The organism is Niastella yeongjuensis (assembly GCF_900110245.1).
GTDB classification, from domain to species: domain Bacteria; phylum Bacteroidota; class Bacteroidia; order Chitinophagales; family Chitinophagaceae; genus Niastella; species Niastella yeongjuensis.
The window spans coordinates 221,832-240,150 of record NZ_FOCZ01000003.1; the positions used below are offsets into that span (position 1 = coordinate 221,832).

16 protein-coding genes are annotated in these 18,319 nt (G+C 46.3%); 12 read left to right on the forward strand and 4 right to left on the reverse strand.

Annotated elements, in window-relative coordinates; all coding sequences use genetic code 11:
* Positions 1–3: 3 nt before the first annotated feature.
* Positions 4–915, reverse strand: a complete 912-nt coding sequence (locus BMX95_RS09355; RefSeq protein WP_081197465.1) for a sterol desaturase family protein — start codon at positions 913–915, stop codon at positions 4–6.
* A 168-nt stretch (positions 916–1,083) separates the two neighbouring features.
* Between BMX95_RS09355 and BMX95_RS09360 the strand changes: the two genes are divergently transcribed.
* The 3 genes from BMX95_RS09360 to BMX95_RS09370 all read left to right on the forward strand — a co-directional run bounded on the left by BMX95_RS09360 (position 1,084) and on the right by BMX95_RS09370 (position 4,409).
* Positions 1,084–1,599, forward strand: coding sequence for a YkgJ family cysteine cluster protein (locus BMX95_RS09360; protein ID WP_081197466.1), 516 nt, complete (start codon positions 1,084–1,086; stop codon positions 1,597–1,599).
* Between the two features lie 222 nt (positions 1,600–1,821).
* Positions 1,822–4,053 carry a monovalent cation:proton antiporter family protein gene (locus BMX95_RS09365; RefSeq protein WP_081197467.1) on the forward strand — a complete coding sequence of 744 codons (2,232 nt, stop codon included), beginning with the start codon at positions 1,822–1,824 and terminating at the stop codon, positions 4,051–4,053.
* A gap of 80 nt (positions 4,054–4,133) precedes the next feature.
* A complete protein-coding gene (locus BMX95_RS09370) occupies positions 4,134–4,409 on the forward strand; it encodes a DUF4242 domain-containing protein (RefSeq protein WP_081197468.1) in 276 nt (91 codons plus the stop codon).
* Positions 4,410–4,603: 194 nt separating this feature from the next.
* Here the strand turns inward: BMX95_RS09370 and cysM are convergent, their stop codons facing one another.
* The gene (gene cysM, locus BMX95_RS09375) at positions 4,604–5,476 is read right to left on the reverse strand and encodes a cysteine synthase CysM (protein WP_081197469.1); all 873 of its coding nucleotides are present in this window, start codon (positions 5,474–5,476) and stop codon (positions 4,604–4,606) included.
* Between the two features lie 255 nt (positions 5,477–5,731).
* On the opposite strand from cysM, the gene BMX95_RS09380 reads away from it, so the two are divergent.
* Entirely contained in the window at positions 5,732–6,988 is a 1,257-nt protein-coding gene (locus BMX95_RS09380; RefSeq protein ID WP_081197470.1) for an MFS transporter, read from the forward strand.
* A gap of 12 nt (positions 6,989–7,000) precedes the next feature.
* Here the strand turns inward: BMX95_RS09380 and BMX95_RS09385 are convergent, their stop codons facing one another.
* Together BMX95_RS09385 and folK are read right to left on the reverse strand one after the other, a co-directional pair.
* On the reverse strand, positions 7,001–7,633 hold the full coding sequence (locus BMX95_RS09385; RefSeq protein ID WP_081197471.1) for a deoxynucleoside kinase: 633 nt from the start codon (positions 7,631–7,633) through the stop codon (positions 7,001–7,003).
* Positions 7,630–8,121 (reverse strand): 2-amino-4-hydroxy-6-hydroxymethyldihydropteridine diphosphokinase, encoded by a 492-nt coding sequence (folK, locus tag BMX95_RS09390; protein ID WP_242672982.1) that lies wholly within the window; start codon positions 8,119–8,121, stop codon positions 7,630–7,632. The genes BMX95_RS09385 and folK overlap by 4 nt, the downstream gene beginning before the upstream one ends.
* Positions 8,122–8,180: 59 nt before the next feature.
* Here folK and sppA point away from each other — a divergent pair, with 59 nt between their 5' ends.
* The 8 genes from sppA to BMX95_RS09430 all read left to right on the forward strand — a co-directional run bounded on the left by sppA (position 8,181) and on the right by BMX95_RS09430 (position 18,307).
* Positions 8,181–9,938 (forward strand): signal peptide peptidase SppA, encoded by a 1,758-nt coding sequence (gene sppA, locus BMX95_RS09395; protein WP_081197473.1) that lies wholly within the window; start codon positions 8,181–8,183, stop codon positions 9,936–9,938.
* 230 nt (positions 9,939–10,168) lie between these two features.
* Positions 10,169–11,266: an ABC transporter permease gene (locus tag BMX95_RS09400; RefSeq protein ID WP_081197474.1), complete on the forward strand. Its 1,098-nt coding sequence runs from the start codon at positions 10,169–10,171 to the stop codon at positions 11,264–11,266.
* Positions 11,267–11,404: 138 nt separating this feature from the next.
* Positions 11,405–11,902, forward strand: a complete 498-nt coding sequence (locus BMX95_RS09405; protein WP_081197475.1) for an SRPBCC family protein — start codon at positions 11,405–11,407, stop codon at positions 11,900–11,902.
* Between the two features lie 31 nt (positions 11,903–11,933).
* The gene (locus BMX95_RS09410; protein ID WP_081197476.1) at positions 11,934–12,446 is read left to right on the forward strand and encodes a DUF2911 domain-containing protein; all 513 of its coding nucleotides are present in this window, start codon (positions 11,934–11,936) and stop codon (positions 12,444–12,446) included.
* 590 nt (positions 12,447–13,036) lie between these two features.
* Positions 13,037–16,168 (forward strand): SusC/RagA family TonB-linked outer membrane protein, encoded by a 3,132-nt coding sequence (locus BMX95_RS09415; protein WP_081197477.1) that lies wholly within the window; start codon positions 13,037–13,039, stop codon positions 16,166–16,168.
* 17 nt (positions 16,169–16,185) lie between these two features.
* Positions 16,186–17,496, forward strand: coding sequence for a RagB/SusD family nutrient uptake outer membrane protein (locus tag BMX95_RS09420; RefSeq protein WP_081197478.1), 1,311 nt, complete (start codon positions 16,186–16,188; stop codon positions 17,494–17,496).
* Between the two features lie 102 nt (positions 17,497–17,598).
* Positions 17,599–17,862, forward strand: coding sequence for a SemiSWEET family sugar transporter (locus tag BMX95_RS09425; RefSeq protein ID WP_242672984.1), 264 nt, complete (start codon positions 17,599–17,601; stop codon positions 17,860–17,862).
* A gap of 10 nt (positions 17,863–17,872) precedes the next feature.
* Positions 17,873–18,307, forward strand: coding sequence for a GNAT family N-acetyltransferase (locus BMX95_RS09430; protein WP_081197480.1), 435 nt, complete (start codon positions 17,873–17,875; stop codon positions 18,305–18,307).
* Positions 18,308–18,319 lie beyond the last annotated feature (12 nt).

Genomic DNA, 18,319 nt, shown 5'->3' on the forward strand with positions numbered 1-18,319 from the left:
ATATTAGAATGTTTGTTGTTTTGTTACTGCGTTTTCGTGCTTCCTCATCTCTTCGCTTGTCATGCTATGTCCGTCGTGGCTCCAGCCCGGGGGGCCAAAAAGATACATGAACCGTTGTTTTATACTGAGGTCCTTCCGGCGCATGTCGCGCATAATGGCTGCCCATTCGTGAAAAATGAGTGTGGGTATGGAATCATTTTCCAGTTCATGGGTAATGCCATAACGGATAGGTTCATATTGCTGCGGCGGTAACTCCCGTTGAAAAGTGCCGAATAGTTTATCCCAGAAAATGAACACGGTGCCCATGTTTTTATCGAGGTATCTGGGGTTGGATGCATGGTGTACCCGATGGTGGCTGGGCGTAACGAAAATATATTCGAGCCAACCCAGTTTTTTTACCTTCTCTGTATGGGTAAGTATGGCCCAGACCTGGCCTACCGAATAAATAAAGAAGATATCTATGGGCGGAAACCCGGCCAGTGCTATGGGAATAAAGAATAGAAAGCTATAAAATGGTTCCAGTACACCGGTACGAAAGCCGGTGGTGAAATTATAATGAACACTGCTGTGGTGGTTCACATGCACTGCCCAGAAAAAACGACTTTGATGTCCCAGCCGGTGCAGCCAGTAATGCATCATATCAACAAGCAATAAAAGAATGATCCAATAGGCAATGGAATGCGGCCATTTGAAATAACTAAGGCTGAAAAAGAAAGTAAGTACAAGCAGACTTACACCACGCATGACGAGGTCGGTTAAACCGGTCAGGATACTCAGCAGGAAGTTATGAAAGGTATCTTTCCAGGTATATGATCTTACGCCTTCCAAATGACTGATCAATAATTCTGCACCAATGATCAGTACATACAGGGGCGTTGTCAAAAGCAATATGATCTGGTCGTACAATGCGTGCATAGGAATAAAAAGACAAAAACCAAACCATTACGGCGTGGATGGTTTAACTTGCAGATGAATACGTTGTATACCGAAAGGTAGGTTGGCTGAACGTTAAAAAAAAGCCATTTTAACCGTGAAAAAGTAAGGAGCAGGAAATTTTTAATTATAGAATCGTATAATACAGCAATGGCAGCACATCGTGACAATAATGAACCCGTAGGCGGACTGGGAGATGGCAGTTGGAAAAAGAAAAGTGGGGAACACCAGAAGCAATACGGCAATCTGTTGAAGCGGGCAGACAAGACCAAAGTGTTGAAAAAATTGCCCGATCTGCACGAGGAAGCTTTTTCAAAAGTTGACTGCCTGCAATGTGCCGCCTGTTGTAAAAATTATTCTCCGCGTTTTAAGACGCCTGATATCAAACGGATCAGCAAGCACCTTAAAATGAAGGAGAGCGTGTTTATAGAAACTTATTTGCGTTTGGATGAAGAAGGCGATTATGTGGTGAAGCAAACACCATGTGCGTTTTTGGGTGCAGATAATTATTGCAGTATTTATGATGTGCGTCCGTCTGACTGCGAACGGTTCCCCTATACCGATGAAGATGTGATCTTGAAACGGGTGCCGCTTACGTTGAAGAACTCGACTTTTTGTCCGGCGGTGTATTATGTGTTGGAGAGATTGTTGAAGGAGGAGAAATGAGTTGATCAGTTGACGAGTTGATCAGTTGACACGTTGACAGGTTAACATGTTAACAGGTTGACAAGGGGTAATAGGTAAGAAGTAGGAGGAAAAATAGTTACCGGTTGCCAGTTACCAGTCGGCCCGGAAACCGGTGACCGGTAACGGAACCATTGAAATTCAAGTGCCGATAGCTATAGGAAGGCAATTCCCTAAAGACAATATAAGTTAACCAACCGACCAATGTCCCATTTACCAACGCTTATACAAGATCTTGCGCTGATACTGGCTATTGCCGGTGTAACCACCCTGTTATTTAAAAAATTAAAACAACCCGTTGTACTGGGGTATATTCTGGCCGGTATACTGGTTGGGCCCAATTTCTCCTTACTGCCTTCCATCAGTGACCTGGAAGGGGTGAAGGTATGGGCAGATATCGGCGTTATATTCCTGCTGTTCAGTCTGGGGCTTGAATTCAGTTTTAAAAAACTGGTGAATATCGGTGGTACTGCCGGTGTTACCGGTATTTTCGAGATCGTGTGTATGGTGGGGTTAGGCTATGTTACCGGCAGGATGATGGGCTGGCCATCGATGGATTGTATTTTCCTGGGAGGCATCATTGCCATTTCCTCTACAACGATCATCATCCGGTCATTTGATGAACTGGGCGTAAAAACAAGAAAATTCGCCAGTGTAGTATTGGGCGTGCTGGTGGTGGAAGACCTGATGGCGGTATTGCTGATGGTTTTGTTATCAACACTGGCCGTAAGCCGCGAATCGGCGGGTATGGAAATGTTGTATTCCGTATTGAAGCTGGCTTTCTTTTTATTCCTCTGGTTTCTCTCCGGGATCTTTCTGATCCCCGGCTTTTTGAAATGGGGCCGTAAAATAATGAATGATGAAACCATGCTCGTTATTTCATTAGGCCTGTGTTTGCTGATGGTAGTGGCTGCTACCTACGCCGGTTTTTCAGCACCTTTAGGCGCCTTTATCATGGGGTCTATTCTGGCAGAAACACCGCAGGCCGAAAAGATAGAACACCTGGTTCAACCCGTAAAGAATTTATTCGGCGCGGTATTCTTTGTATCCGTAGGCTTGTTAATAGAACCGGATATGCTGATGAAATACATTGGGCCGGTGTTTGTATTGTCATTTGTGGTGATATTGGGTAAAACGCTCCATGTTACCATAGGTGCCCTGATCTCGGGCCAGCCGTTAAAGCAATCATTGCAGGCAGGTATGAGCATGGCGCAAATAGGGGAGTTCTCTTTTATCATTGCCACGCTGGGATTATCGTTACAGGTAACCAGCGATTATTTATACCCGATAGCAGTGGGGGTGTCGGTGATCACCACCTTTACCACACCGTATATGATCAGGCTGGCCGATCCGTTCTTTAGCTGGCTATCGCCCAGGTTGCCTATAAAATGGCGAATCGCCATTAACCAATACAGTACGGGCGCACAAACCATACAGGCCGAAAGCGAATGGCGCATTGTATTGCGATCTTATCTGATGCTGATGGCCACCAACTCGGTGATCGTTATTGCCATTGTGTTTTTGTCGGGCACCTATTTGTTACCCCTCCTAAAAGAAAGTGTGAAGGGCGAGGTATTGGCCGGCATTATAACCTGTGTGATCACCCTGGTGGCTACCGCGCCTTTCTTATGGGCATTGGCCATACGTAAAATGCATTCCCTCTCGTACCGAAATTTGTGGCTCGATAAAAAATATAACCATGGTCCGCTGGTAATGCTGGAAGTAGTGCGGAACGTACTGTTGGTGGTGCTGGTAGGTTTTATGGTAGACCAGCTGTTCAGTACCATGATCGCTTTTGTGGCTATACTGCCCGTGATTATAGTGGTATTGCTGGTGTTCTCCCGAAGATTGAACTCGTTCTATGCGCGGATTGAAAAACGCTTTTTAACGAATTTGAATCAGCGGGAACAGATCCGAAGCTCTGCTTCCGGTGATCTTACCCCCTGGGACGCGCACATGGCTTATTTTACCATGCCGCCTGAATCGACCGTAATAGGTAAAACCCTGCTGGACCTGGCCTGGCGCGAGCAATACGGCATCAACATCGCTTATATTGAACGCGGCACCATTACCATCACGGCTCCTGAACGTACCGATGTGTTGTATCCGTTCGACAAGATCGCGGTGATCGGTACCGATGTGCAGCTGGAACAATTCCGCGCCATTTTAGAATCTGCGATCCTGCCGGCGAAAGACGGAGATGAAGAAATTACCCTGACCAAGATCATAGTTGATGAACACATCGGCGTGCGGGGCAAAACCCTGCGCAATTCCGGCATCCGCGAAGCCACCAATGGATTGGTAGTAGGCATTGAACGGGATGGACAACGGATCCTGAACCCTGACTCCACCACCATTTTTGAATGGGACGATATTGTGTGGATCGTAGGCGACCGGAAAAAGATTGAAGAATTGAAAGAGTCAGGGATCAAATAGCCGGTACCAGTGAGTTTTACTGTTTTCGATCAGTTTTTTGCGTGGTTATAAAGCGGTAACTTAATAAGAAATTACCAGCTATGCCAAAGTTTGTTATTGAAAGGGAAATGCCCGGGGTTGGAAATCTTTCACCCGAACAATTACGCGCTGCTTCCCAAACCTCCTGCGGTGTTTTGCTCGATATGGGGCCACAGATACAATGGGTGCATAGTTATGTAACCGGCGATAAGATCTACTGCATATATAACGCACCGGATGAAGCTGCAATTAAAAAACATGCGCAACTGGCGGGATTTCCGGCTGATAGAATAAGCAGGGTGATGACGATCATTGATCCTACTACGGCGGAAGCTTGAGGGAAAAGGCAGAGGGCAGAAGGCAGAGATGAAAACCTCGTGAGGTTAACCAACTCCCCCTCCTCCGGAGGCTGCGAACCTGGAACCAAGAACTTAATAACCTACGAACCCAATAACTTCAACTTAGGACCCGGATGCGGAAGCTTTAAACTTAAAACTTTGAACTTAAAACCTTGAACTTAAAACTCATTTACTTATACAAACAAGTCGCTGCTAAGATATCTGTCTCCGCGGTCGCATACAATAAATACAATTACTCCTTCTTTGAGTTCCTTTGCTAATCGGAATGCTGCTGAGGCGGCACCGCCACTGCTCATACCGGCAAAAACGCCTTCTACCTTGGCCAGTTGGCGCGAGGTAATGGTTGCATCCTGTTGCGATACATCGATGATGCGATCGACCCTGCTGGGATCAAAGATCTTGGGCAGGTATTCCCTGGGCCAGCGACGAATACCGGGAATGGAGGATTCTTCTGTTGGCTGGCAGCCTACTATCTGAATGTTGGGATTTTTTTCCTTAAAGAACATGGAACAACCCATGATGGTGCCGGTAGTGCCCATGGAGCTTACAAAATGGGTAATACCCTGGTTGGTATCGCGCCAGATCTCCGGACCAGTGGTTTTATAATGGGCTTTATAATTATCAGGATTAGAGAACTGGTTCAGGATCACGTATTCACCGGTGGCAGCTTTTTCTTCGGCATAATCGCGGCATTTTTCAATGCTGTCCAGGAGAGTTACCCTGGCGCCATAAGCTTCCATGGTAAGCGTTCTTTCGCGGGTTGAAGTGGATGGCATTACCAGTTCTATATCAAGGTTGAACAACCGGGCTACCATGGCCAGTGCAATGCCGGTGTTACCGCTTGTTGCCTCAATCAGTTTTGAGCCTGGTTGTATGTCGCCCCGTTCCAGCGCCGATCTGATCATATTCAATGCCGGCCGGTCTTTTACACTACCCCCCGGATTATTCCCTTCCAGCTTTGCATAAATAGTCACATTCGGATTGGGATTCAATTGTTTGATCTCCACCATTGGGGTATTGCCTACCAGGTCTATAATGCTTGCCATTGTATTAATTTAAACAGGAGTTGAAATTACCACTTTTATAATTTATTCTACCGTTGTGATAGAATATAATGTTTTTCTAATGTGCTTATCGGTGCAAAACGATATATGTGGAATACTGGCTATACAACTACCTTAACGAATTGGTTCATTAAAACAGGTTTAATTTTTCATTTCCCGGCCGGCTATTACATATAAGCAATAACAGTTACTTTTGCCCTCGATTTACGTGTTTGTTGAACATCAAATTGTTATAGCATGTCAGCCGATCCGGTAGCCAATGATCCCACAAGTCCCTTTGTATCAGTTCGCATAAAAGAGTTTCGCCTGTTTATTATTCAGCGGTTCTTTTTCATAATGGGTATGCGTATGATTGCTACCGTAATAGGCTGGAAGATGTACCAGCTCACAAAAAATCCACTGGCCCTTGCGTTTGTAGGATTATCGGAAGCGGTACCTGCTATTTCGCTGGCATTGTATGCGGGGCATGTGGTTGACAAAAGCGACAAACGTACACTGCTTTTCAAAATGATCCTCCTGTATTTCCTCTGCACGGTTGCCTTTCTGTTTATAACGTGGCAACATACAGAGTTGAGCCTGGGTAAAAAATTTGTTCAGTTAGCTATTTACGGCGTTATGTTTTGTACCGGGGTGCTGCGTTCGTTTACCGGTCCTGCCACCAGTTCTATTTTAGCCCAACTGGTGCCGAAAACTATTTTGCCCAATGCCGTTACCTGGAGTTCCACTACCTGGTTAACTGCTTCTGTGCTTGGCCATGCTTCTGCCGGTTTCCTGGTTGCCTATACCGGCTATGGCGGTACCTTTTTGCTGATTATGATATACGTAGCCATTGCCGCTACGGCGTTGTTTCAGATAGAACGCAAACCCATTGTGCATTCCAACAAAGGACAGGCTACCTGGGAAAGTGTTAAGGAAGGGGTGCGATATGTTTTCAAAACAAAAGAACTGCTGGGCGCTTTATCGCTCGATATGCTGGCCGTATTGTTTGGCGGCACTACCGCTATGATCCCGTTTTTTGCAGGTGATATTCTGCACGTAGGCGCTATTGGTTTTGGCTGGTTGAATGCCGCGGCAGACATCGGTTCCATGTTCATTATAATAACGCTTACCTTTTTTCCGCTTCGTAAAAAGCAGGGGATGCTGTTGTTGTTTGTGGTAGCCGGTTTCGGGATAAGCATTATTTCTTTCGGCATCTCTACCATCTACTGGCTTTCCTTTTTCGCCTTACTGGTGAGTGGCGCCCTCGATGGCATCAGTGTGGTAATACGGGGAACCATTCTGCAGTTAAAAACACCCGATGAAATGCGCGGTCGGGTTTCTGCCGTAAACTCCATGTTCATTAACTCATCGAACGAGATCGGCGCTTTTGAAAGCGGTGCAGCAGCCAAATTATTAGGCATCGTTCCGTCTGTTATATTTGGCGGCACCATGACCTTACTGGTGGTAACCACTATGTGGTTTAAGGCGCCTACGCTGCGCAAGTTTGAATATTAGGTGAATGCCTTTTTATGGTAACGTAAAATAATGTTGTCCGGGTTCATAATCCTTTTCCAGCGCATCGATGATCACCTGCAGGTGTTTGGGATTGCCCAGAAAATCGGCATTGCTGGCATCGACGATCAGCGTTTTCATGTTGTGCTGCTTTATATAATTCGTATAGGTTTGCTGAATGTTCAGCAGGTATTCATCAGGAATGTGTTGTTCGTAAGAACGATTCCGCTTTTTAATGTTCTGTTGTAAACGTTCTACCGGTGCATGCAGGTAAATCAGCAATTCGGGCTGCACCAGTTGCTGGTGAATGATCTCAAACAGCTTTTGATACAACCGGTATTCTTCTTCAGGCAAATTTACCTTGGCAAATAACAGGCATTTGGTGAACAGGTAATCGGTGATGGTTGTCCGTTGGAACAGATCATTGGTATGGATCAGTTCCTTCAGCTGTTTATAACGTTCAGCCATAAAGAACAGCTCCAACGGGAACGCATATTGCTGTGGGTTCTCATAGAATTTGGGCAGGAAGGGATTATCGGCAAACTCTTCCAGTATCAACCGCGCATTGTAATGCCTGCTCAGCAAATGTGCCAGCGTTGTTTTTCCCGCGCCAATATTTCCTTCTATAGTAATGAAGTGGTATTTCATGTGTGCGTAGTGATCAATTTAACTTCTAAATCATCCTTACATTCTTCCAGCAATGCAGTTACCGTTTTATTAAATATTGGATGAACATAAGCCGGCGCAATCTCTACCAGCGGTATTAGTACAAAACGGCGATTTTGCAATTGCGGGTGGGGGATGGTAAGGTGTGGTTCATGTATCACCAGGTCATTGTAAAAAATGATATCGATATCGATCACCCGTGGCCCGTTCTTTTCCATGCGTAACCGGCCCATTTTTTCTTCCACCGATAATATGGTGGTTATAAGTTCCTGCGGCGTTAAGGCAGTAGTTAACAACAACGCCTGGTTTAAAAAAGCGGCCTGATCGGTTTTGCCCCAGGCTGCCGTTTCGTACACGGCCGATTGTTGTATTACCGGTCCACAGGTAGCCGATAAAAGGGCAATGGCCTGGTGCAGATTTTGCAACCGGTCGCCCATATTGCCGCCTATCAGTAAAAAGACTTTATTCATATATTGCATTCCCTCGAAGGGTCAAATATCTTTGAATTTCGTTTAAAATAAATTTGTTAATGAAGAGCTTTTTTAAAATATTCCTGGCATCGCTACTGGCATTCCTCGTGTTATGTGTCATTTTGTTCTTCGTTTTTGTGGGTTTGATCACGGGCTTGACCTCCTCGGAAAAGGTAAGTACAGGGGCTAAAGCCGTTTTGGTGGTTGACCTGGGCCGTAGTTATCCGGAAATTGGTGTGGAAAATCCGTTGTCCCGTTTTTCCGATAAGGAAGATGGGGATGTACCCTCGCTGTACGATGTGTTGCGCATGATCAGTTATGCAAAAACCGATACCGCTGTAAAAGGTATTTACCTCAAATGTGGCAGCAATGCCAACGGTATGGGCGCCAGCCAGGAAATACGCAATGCCCTCCTTGACTTTAAAGGTTCCGGCAAATTTATTTACGCCTATGGCGATGTAATTACCCAGGGTGGTTACTCGGTGGGTAATATGGCCGACAAAATATATTGTAACCCCAAAGGCGGGGTAGACTGGCGGGGATATGCAGTTCAACTGGCCTTTTTAAAAGGACTGTTGCAAAAACTGGAAGTAGAACCCCAGATCTTTTATGCCGGTAAATTCAAAAGCGCCACCGAACCCTTCCGCGAAACACAAATGACCGATGCCAACCGGCTGCAGTTATCGGTTATGCTGGGTGATTTTTATAACCGCCTGTTGCTGCAAACCGCTGAAGCGCGTAAGCTGGATACTGCATCCCTGCATCAATATGCCAATGAATACAAGATCCAGTTTGCGTCTGATGCAGTAACGTATAAACTGATCGACGGACTGAAATACGACGATGAAGTAAAGAATGAGATCGCCACCAAACTGGGCGGTGTAAAGCTCGACAAGATCAATTTTATTACCGTACAGAAATATGCCAAAGCGGTGGACTTTAAACGTGATGGCAAAGACAAGATCGCTGTTATTTTTGCGCAAGGGGATATCATCGATGGCAAAGGGGACCGCGATATGATCGGCAGTGTTACCTATCGTGAGCTTTTCCGCAAGGCCCGCCTCGATAACAATATAAAAGCAATTGTGGTACGCATCAACTCAGGTGGCGGCAGTGCCCTGGCCAGTGAAAACATGTGGCGCGAACTTACCCTGGCCCGTAAAGGCGGCAAACCCGTAGTGGTTAGCTTTGGTGATGTAGCTGCTTCCGGCGCTTACTATTTATCGTGCAATGCCGACAGTATTTTTGCACAAACCAATACCATTACCGGTTCTATTGGGGTTTTTACGATGTTGCCAAACCTGGAGAAATTCTTTAATAACAAACTGGGTGTAACCTTCGACGGCGTAAAAACAGCGCCCCAGGCAGATATGCTGGTAGCTACCAAACCATTAACGCCTGCTCAACGCACCTGGCTGCAAAACAGCGTCGATTCCACTTATTTAACATTCAAACAAAGAGTGGCCGAAGGCCGCCGAAAAGAAGTAAGCTATATCGACAGTATAGGGCAGGGCCGCGTATGGAGCGGTTCCCGGGCACTGGAACTGGGGCTGGTTGACCGCCTTGGCGGGCTCGACGACGCCATTGCCTGCGCCGCCCGGATGGCCAAAACAAGCGATTACCGGTTACGGGAATATCCCGAAGCACACAACGTGCTGGATGTGCTTTTCGGCAGATACGAAAAAGACAATACCCAAACGGCCATACAGAAAGAATTAGGAGAGGAAGGCATGAAAACCTACCAAACCATGAAAAGGGTAAAGGGAATGATGGGCGTAACGCAGGCCAGGATACCTTTTGAGATGACGATTCAATAATCCTGAAGGGCAGAAGGCAGAGGGCAGAGGGCAGAGGGCAAAGAAGATACCTAAGGTGGTAAGGGGAACGGCAGACAGGGAAAGCAAAAGGCATAGGTCCTCCTTCGTCAAGGCTATGGCGAGGCAGGCGAGGTCGTTTATTAATTTTAAAGGACGCGAACTTGTTTGCCATCTCCGTTTGCCGTCTGCCGATTGCCGATTACCTTTGCCCCTAATTTTTGAGTTAAACTATGTCGGGTCAATACAACCAATGGACGGCCATGTGGGCTATTTGCAGGGCCACCCTGCGGGCCATCTTTAAAAGTCCCCAGGCTATTTTCTTTAGCCTTTTCTTTCCCATTGTACTCATTATGGTATTTGGGGCCTTAACAGGCGGTGGCGGAAAGGCCTATGATGTGGCCTTCGATGCCAAAAGCGATACCACCAACCAGGTTTATTTTGCCATCAGGTCTATTTCGGCTTTCGATATCCACAGCGGCAGTGAGGCAGAACTGTTAGACCAGTTGAAGAAAGGACGCATTACCGCCCTGATAGAAGTAAGAGAACTGCCAGCCAATGCAACCGGCGTTCAATACGATATTCATTTAAAAACCACGTCGGCCAGTCAGAAAGACCTGCCGGCTGTGCAGGCCCTGCTGAAAAGCTTCGTTGATGAAATAACTGCCAAAACCGTCTCCAATAAAGTCGCTACCGTTTCTGTAGAAGAGATCAAGGGGCGACCTTATCACATGATCGATTTTTATTTACCCGGTATGCTGGGTTTCTCCCTGATCGGTTCTGCCGTTTTTGGCGTGGCATTCGTTTTCTTTACCCTGCGGGAAACCCTGGTGTTGAAACGGATGTTTGCTACCCCGGTTCGCAAAACATTTATTGTACTGGGCGAAAGTCTGGCGCGGGTGGCATTCCAGCTCACTACCTCCATTATTCTGATCCTGTTCGGCACCTTCTTTTATCATTTTACCCTGGCGCATGGATTTGTTACGTTCCTGGAATTGCTGGTGTTAAGTTTTCTGGGGGTAACGGTGTTCATGGGTTTTGGTTTTATCATCAGCAGTGTGGCCAAGAACCAGAATGTGATCCCTATTTATGCCAACCTGTTTATGTTCCCGCAATATTTTTTATCGGGCACCTTTTTCCCAAAAGGCTTATTGCCCGAAAGTATGCAGGCTATTATCAATTACCTGCCCCTGACGGCGCTGAATGATGCCATGCGTAAAGTTTCGTTCGAAGGCATGCATTTGCTGGGCGTGGGCAAGGAGATCACTATTTTGATCGTGTGGTGTTTGTTGGCCTATAGCATTCTGATAAGAATATTCCGTTGGGAATAGGATTTAAGGGCAGAGGGCAGAAGGCAGAAGGCAGAGGGCAGAGGGCAGAGGGCAGAGATTCTCATCGCGGTTACCGCGTCGCAGAACTTAGAACCTACGAACCCAATAACTAAGAACTTAAACCCCAAGAACTATAAAATGCGAATAGTGAAACTGGCCATCATCAGTGCGGTGGTGTTATTTTTGGTCACGTACCTTTTTTCTTTAATTATTCCTTCCCAGATCCGGATCTCGAGGGCAATGAATATTGCCGTGCCGGGTGATAGTTTGCGGGCCTGGGTAACTGACCTGCGTCAGTGGAAAGAATGGAATGAGCTGACTAACAATCCCGACCTTACCAATCAGCAATACACTGAAAAAGCTTTTTCGAGCGATCAGTTACATGTTACAAGTCTGCCTTCAAACGGTGATACTCTGTACACGGCCTGGAAACAACAGAAAAATGCGCAGGTACTTGCCAGTGGGTTTACCTGGCAGGGAACAGCCGATCAGTTGGTTATACAATGGTATTTTGATGTGAAATTACGCTGGTACCCCTGGGAAAAATTTGGTAGCATAGTTTTTGATAAGCAATTGGGGCCGCCTATGGAGAAATCGCTGGGCAATTTGAAAAAGTTGCTCGAAAAAAATCCATAAAGGCTTACATTTCATCTTAAAACAGAATAGTATGAAAAAATTGTTGCTTTTGTCTGCCATAGCATTGGTAGCAATAGGCGTACAGGCACAACAGGGTGATAAATCACAAAGACCCAGTCCGCCTGCTAAAGTATCGGAAACTATCAGTAGCGGTGCGGTTGTCTCTATCGATTATAGCCAGCCAGCTGTAAAGGGCCGCGAAATTGGAAAGGAAATTGCGCCTTATGGTCAGGTATGGAGAACCGGCGCCAACGAAGCTACCGTGTTTGAAGTAAGCAAAGATGTAAAAGTAGAAGGCAAAAGCCTGCCCGCAGGAAAATATGGTTTGTACAGCATTCCCGGTAAAGATGAGTGGGTGATCATCTTTAATAAAACCTGGAAGCAATGGGGAACCAATTACAAAGAAGGTGATGACGCTTTGCGCGTAAATGTAAAACCCGGTAAAGCCCCCGGTTTCACCGAACGCATGACCTTCACTGTTAATAAAAGCGGTAAAGTGTCATTATTGTGGGGTAATGATGAAGTAGATTTCAAAGTTCAATAAGGTTACACGTAAATAAGAGTAAAGTAAGCAAGGAGCTGTCCTGAGCGTAAGCAAGGGATGGCTTTTTTTTTTGTTGCCGGTTGCCGGTTCCCGGGCCCCGGGCCCCGGGCCCTTAATGCGGGCATAATTACTAATAGTCAGCCTGCAATTAATTTGAGTCCGGTACCTGGTACCTATTCTTTACAAGTTCTGCATGGTTTAGCGGGAAAAGGAAGTATTACTAATTCCTTTAATTTTAAACCTGCACAAACATGCAATAACGTGCTATTTGTTTTGGTAATCTGCGTTTTAATGCTGAATTTGGTGTTAGCTAACTGTTGCGCCATGCTTTATACCTATAGAAAGGCAACTCAATTGCAAGGAATTGATCGCTGGAATGGTATCTATAGCCATCCCAATATTTCTACCGGGAATACACACATCATCCCAGTTAATCCAACACATCTTTTTTTATCGTCACTACCACCAGGTTGTTGAATCATTGACAACTTCCGGCCCTACCACATCTACTACCCGAAATTTTTGAAACAGCATAAACCTGTCCTTCAAACGATTCATGGTACTTAATTATTAATTCGAAAAAAAGGATTATGACCCAATTTTTATCATTGCGTAGTCGATCAGTAAAAGCAGTTGGCTTATTACTGTTCTGCCAGCTGATGGTGAGCCTGACGTTTGCCCAGGTTCGTATTAGTGGAAAGGTAACCGGAACGGGCAATCAGGCGCTGGCCGGTATTTCTGTGACGGTTAAAAATACCAATTTTGGAACTGCTACTGATCCATCGGGTAATTACTCTATCAATGCGGCACTGAAACCGGGCAATTATTCGGTGGAATTTTCTGGTGTTGGTTTTAAAAAGGCATCCCAGAACCTGACCGTTAGCAGTGCCGACAAATATACGGTAAACATTACGCTGGCCGAAGATGCGCTGGGCCTGGAAGAAGTAGTGGTTACCGGTACATCGGAAGGAACCACCCGTAAACAGGTGGGTAGTTATATAAGCACCGTAAAAGCCGATCAACTCAATAAAGGCGCTACCGGTAACGTACTGGCGGCCCTGCAGGGAAAAACGGCCGGTGCACAGATCATTCAAAACTCGGGCGACCCGGCCGGCGGTATTTCTGTACGCCTGCGTGGGGTTGGTTCGGTAAACAGCTCTTCAGACCCCTTGTATATTGTTGATGGGGTAATCATAAACAACGCCACTAACCGGGTAACCAATACGCAGAACAGTTATGACGGTACCAACTTTATTGGCACCGTTGGCCAAAGCCGGATGGTGGATATCAACCCGGCCGATATAGATCATATTGAAGTACTAAACGGCGCTGCGGCATCGGCTATATACGGGTCAAGGGCCAATAACGGGGTTATTCAAATATTTACCAAACGAGGCAGCACCGGTGCGCCTGTGGTAAGTTTTGCCACCAGCATCATGACAAGCCACCTGCGCAAAAAGCTGGATGTGAACGAAGCACCGGTAAAATTTGGCGGTCCTACCGATGGACCGGGCGCCTTAACGCAGGACCTCATCTCTACGGTTGGTACGCCCCCTGCATTGCCTACCAATACCACCCCGGTAACCCGCTACGATTACCAGGATTACATTTTTCAAACCGGGTTGGGAACCGATAACAACGTATCGGTAAGCGGCGGAAAAGATAAAACCAAATACTTTACCTCAGCTTCCTATTTCTATAACGAGGGTATTATCAAGAATACCGATTTCAAACGTTTCAGTTTCAGGGCTAACCTCGATCAGGAACTGAACAGTTGGGCCAATATGAGCATTGGAATGAACTATGTGAACAGCACCTCCGATGAAAAGCCCGATGGCAATTCGTTCTTCTCACCCATGAACTCCGTTACCATCATTGGTAATTTTCACAACATCTGGCAACGGGATGTATTCGGGAATTTATTGGCAGTGGGAGAACGTGGCCGCGTGAACCCGGTTTCAGTAATTGAAGATTTCAAACAAAAGCAGGAAACCAACCGGCTTATTGCCAATGCCAAACTGAAAATAAGACCAGCCAAAGGATTAAGTTTCGATTATACCATGGGTATAGATAATTACAGCCAGCGTGGTACCACCTTTATGCCGCCTTATACCTATAATGTGAACACGGCATTCTGGGGCGGTGGTGATCCGATTAACCCCACTTTGAACGGGTATGCCAGTACGGGGGCCAATACTTTCTTCCAGATAAACCATGAAGTGAACGGTACCTATCAAACCAACATCAACGATAACCTGGCTTCAACCACTCAGGTTGGTTATTCGGTACAATACGAAAAAAACAACCTGAGTATTTTACAGGGCCGGGGTATGACGCCTTTCATTCAAACCGTGAATAGTGCCAGTACCGTATTACCAGGAACCGATAACCGGACGGAATTCTCCGTTTCAGGTGCCTATTTACAACAGAATTTTAAATTCAAGGACCAGCTCTTTGTCACCGGTGCCGTACGGGTTGATGGCGCTTCTGCTTTTGATAAAGACGAGCGCAACCAGGTGTATGTAAAAGCCAGTGGCAGTTACCTGTTATCGGAAACCGATTTCTGGAGCAAGCTGAACGTTTCAAAATGGTGGAATGTAGCCAAGGTGCGGGTAGCTTATGGTGAATCGGGTAACCTGACGGGTATAGGTCCCTACGACCGGTTCAATTCCTATATCACCTTTCCGTATGTAGGAAGAACTTCTTTTTCTTCCCAATCACAATTGAGCAATGAGAAAATGCGGCCTGAAAAGCAACGTGAACTGGAATTAGGTACCGACCTTTCGTTCTTTACCAACCGGCTGAACCTGCAGTTCAACTATTATATCAAAAAAGTGGATCACCTGCTTATAGCCCGCAACATAGCGCCTACCAATGGTTACTCGAGCCTGCTGGATAACTATGGCGCCCTGGAGAACAAAGGGTTTGAAGTGATGCTGACCGGTACGCCATACAAAGACAAAGACTGGAACCTGGATGTAACGGTAATCTACAATCACAACCGCAATAAAGCCAAAGACATCGGCAAGGCGGCCGCCTTCAGCACCAATGCCGGCGCCCCTGTTTATTTAATACAGGACCAACCGGTAGGTGTTTTTTACGGGACCTTCTTTGCTGTGGATGCCAGTGGCAACCAGGTTAAAAACTCAGCCGGGTTCCCTCAAACTGAAAAAGGCATACAAAATGATTTTACTTCGTATACACCGCAACGCGATGCCAACGGATTGCCTACAGGCACTACTTTGCGTAAAATAATCGGCGATCCCAATCCTGACTGGACAGGTTCTGCAGTAGCTGAATTAAGCTATAAGAAATTGGGTTTACGGGTTCAGTTCGATGCGGTACAGGGCCTGAACGTATGGAATGCCGATTTCAGAACAAGACAGGGAGTGGGTAATGGTAAAGTAGCCGAACAGGAAGACCTGGGGCTATTACCCCGTGGATACATCAACAGCGTATACCAGATAGAAGAATGGCGCGTGGATGATGGCTCGTTTGTAAAACTGCGTGAGATAAACCTGCGCTACAATTTTGGCAAAGTAAAAGTGTTTAGTGACCTCACTTTAAGTGTAAGCGGCCGTAACCTGGTTTCCTGGGATGACTATAAAGGCTATGATCCTGAAGTTAACTCGGGTGGACAAAGCACCCTGCTGCGGGCTATTGACTTCGGTACAGTACCCATTCCCCGCACCTTCAGTTTTAATATTGCTGCTAAATTCTAACACGCAAATTTGATTTTATGAAGCTATTTAATATAAAATATACTATCTGTGTTGCCATGGCCGCGGCAATGTTATTTTCCGTTGGCTGTAAAAAAGATTATGCTGATCCTAACAAGGCCAGCGCCAATAATGTAGAAAAAACTGCTGCGGGGTTAACGGGGCTGGTTACGGGCGTGCATAGAACGTATGCGGCCACCCGTGCCGGTTCTATCTACAACCAGATCACCACAGACGGATTTCTGAGCAACCAGCTAAGTATCCTGAACCAGGGTAATACTGCAGAATACCAGTTTTTCCAGGGGGGCGACAAGGTGGATGCTACCAATACCATTGTATTGTCGTTCTGGATCAACAGTAATAAAGTGATCTTCGATGCCAATACCGTGCTTAAAAACGCCCCATCGTTGACCGATAAAAACTATGCCAGCGGGCTGATCGCCTATGCCAGTATTTTCAAAGCGCTGGCCCTTACCAATCTGGCTATGTTCTGGGAAAGACTTCCCGATACAACCGGAGTGGGCGTACCCGTTAATTTTACGCCCAATACAGAAGGGTATACCAGAGCCCTGGACGTGATCAGCCATGCCATTGCGACCGTTACAGCGGACACCATCAGTCCCGCATTCCGGGGAGGCATTCCGGCCGGGATAGACATTGTGAACACACTGCATGCGTTGAAGGCGCGCCTGTCAATGTATACCGGCAATTATGCCCAGGCGTTAGCGGAAGCCAACCTGGTAAACCTTTCCGCGAGATCTACCTTTAATTTCGACCTGGTTACATTGAACCCGATCTTTGAAACGGCCACTTCTACCAACAACGTGTACCAGCCCATTGATTCTACCATGGGCCTGCCGCCGGCCCTGGCGCCAGACCTGGCTGATAAACGGGAACCTTTCTATATCGCACTTTCGGCAACAAATCCGCGTTACCGGCTCAGCGGTTTTTTTGCAGGCGCAGCTGGTCCCATACCCGTTTATTTACCCGGTGAAATGACCCTGATAAAAGCAGAGGCTTATGCCCGGCAGGCGTCTCCCGACCTGGTAAATGCAAAGGCAGAATTAAACAAGATCATCACTAAACAACCAGCCAGCGATCCATTTGGGGTGGGAGCGGGTTTACCTGCTGATAATACGACGTATACCCAGGCGCAGCTGCTCGATCAGATCTACCGGCAACGGGCTATAGAATTATATTTATCGGGTTTGCGGTTGGCCGACAGCCGCCGGTTTAACCGCCCGGTAAGCGAACGTAAACGCAACTTTTTACCGTATCCGTTCCAGGAACACGACAATAACGGTAGCACCCCGGCAGATCCCGCTTTTTAATATTTTTTAATACAACGGATCAATTTTAATAAAACCCTGCTGTTTTACGGCAGGGTTTTATTTTTCATTAATATTTGATTGAATACTTTTGCCCCTATGACAATGTCGACCATCGGATTAACAGCGGCGCTGCTCACCACAGCAGCTTATGTTCCACAGGCATATAAAACGATCAAAACCAGGTCTACACGAGACCTGTCAATTGTTACTTTTTCAATGCTTTTTTTAGGAACTATCCTTTGGTTCGTATATGGGTTGTATATTCACGATACGCCCATAATTTTGGCCAATGGTGTAACGGCCACCTTATCGGGCATAATTTTTTTTCTAAAAATCGGGTCTTTCAAAAAAAGAAGACGCAGATAAAAAACATTACATGAATTTCAGAGAAGCCTCTTTATCCGATATACCCCAAATGTCGAAGTTACGATTGGCGGTAAAGGAAAACGCCCTGAGCAACCCTGCACTGGTTACCGAGCAGGACTATATCGATTATTTGTCAAAACGTGGCAAAGGCTGGGTGTGTGAAACAGACAATCACATTGTGGGTTTTGCTATTGGTGACCTGGAGAAGCATAACGTATGGGCCTTGTTTGTGCAACCTGATTTTGAAGGCCAGGGAATTGGCCGCGAACTGTTGATTATGTTGCTCGATTGGTACTATACACAAACCACCGACACGATATGGTTAAGCACAGCTCCCAACACGCGTGCGGCCGACTTTTATAAAAGTTTTGGCTGGAAGGAAGCCGGTAAACTGCCCAATGGCGAGTTGAAATTTGAATTGTCTGCCGATGATTGGGGCGTATAAGTCATTAGGTAA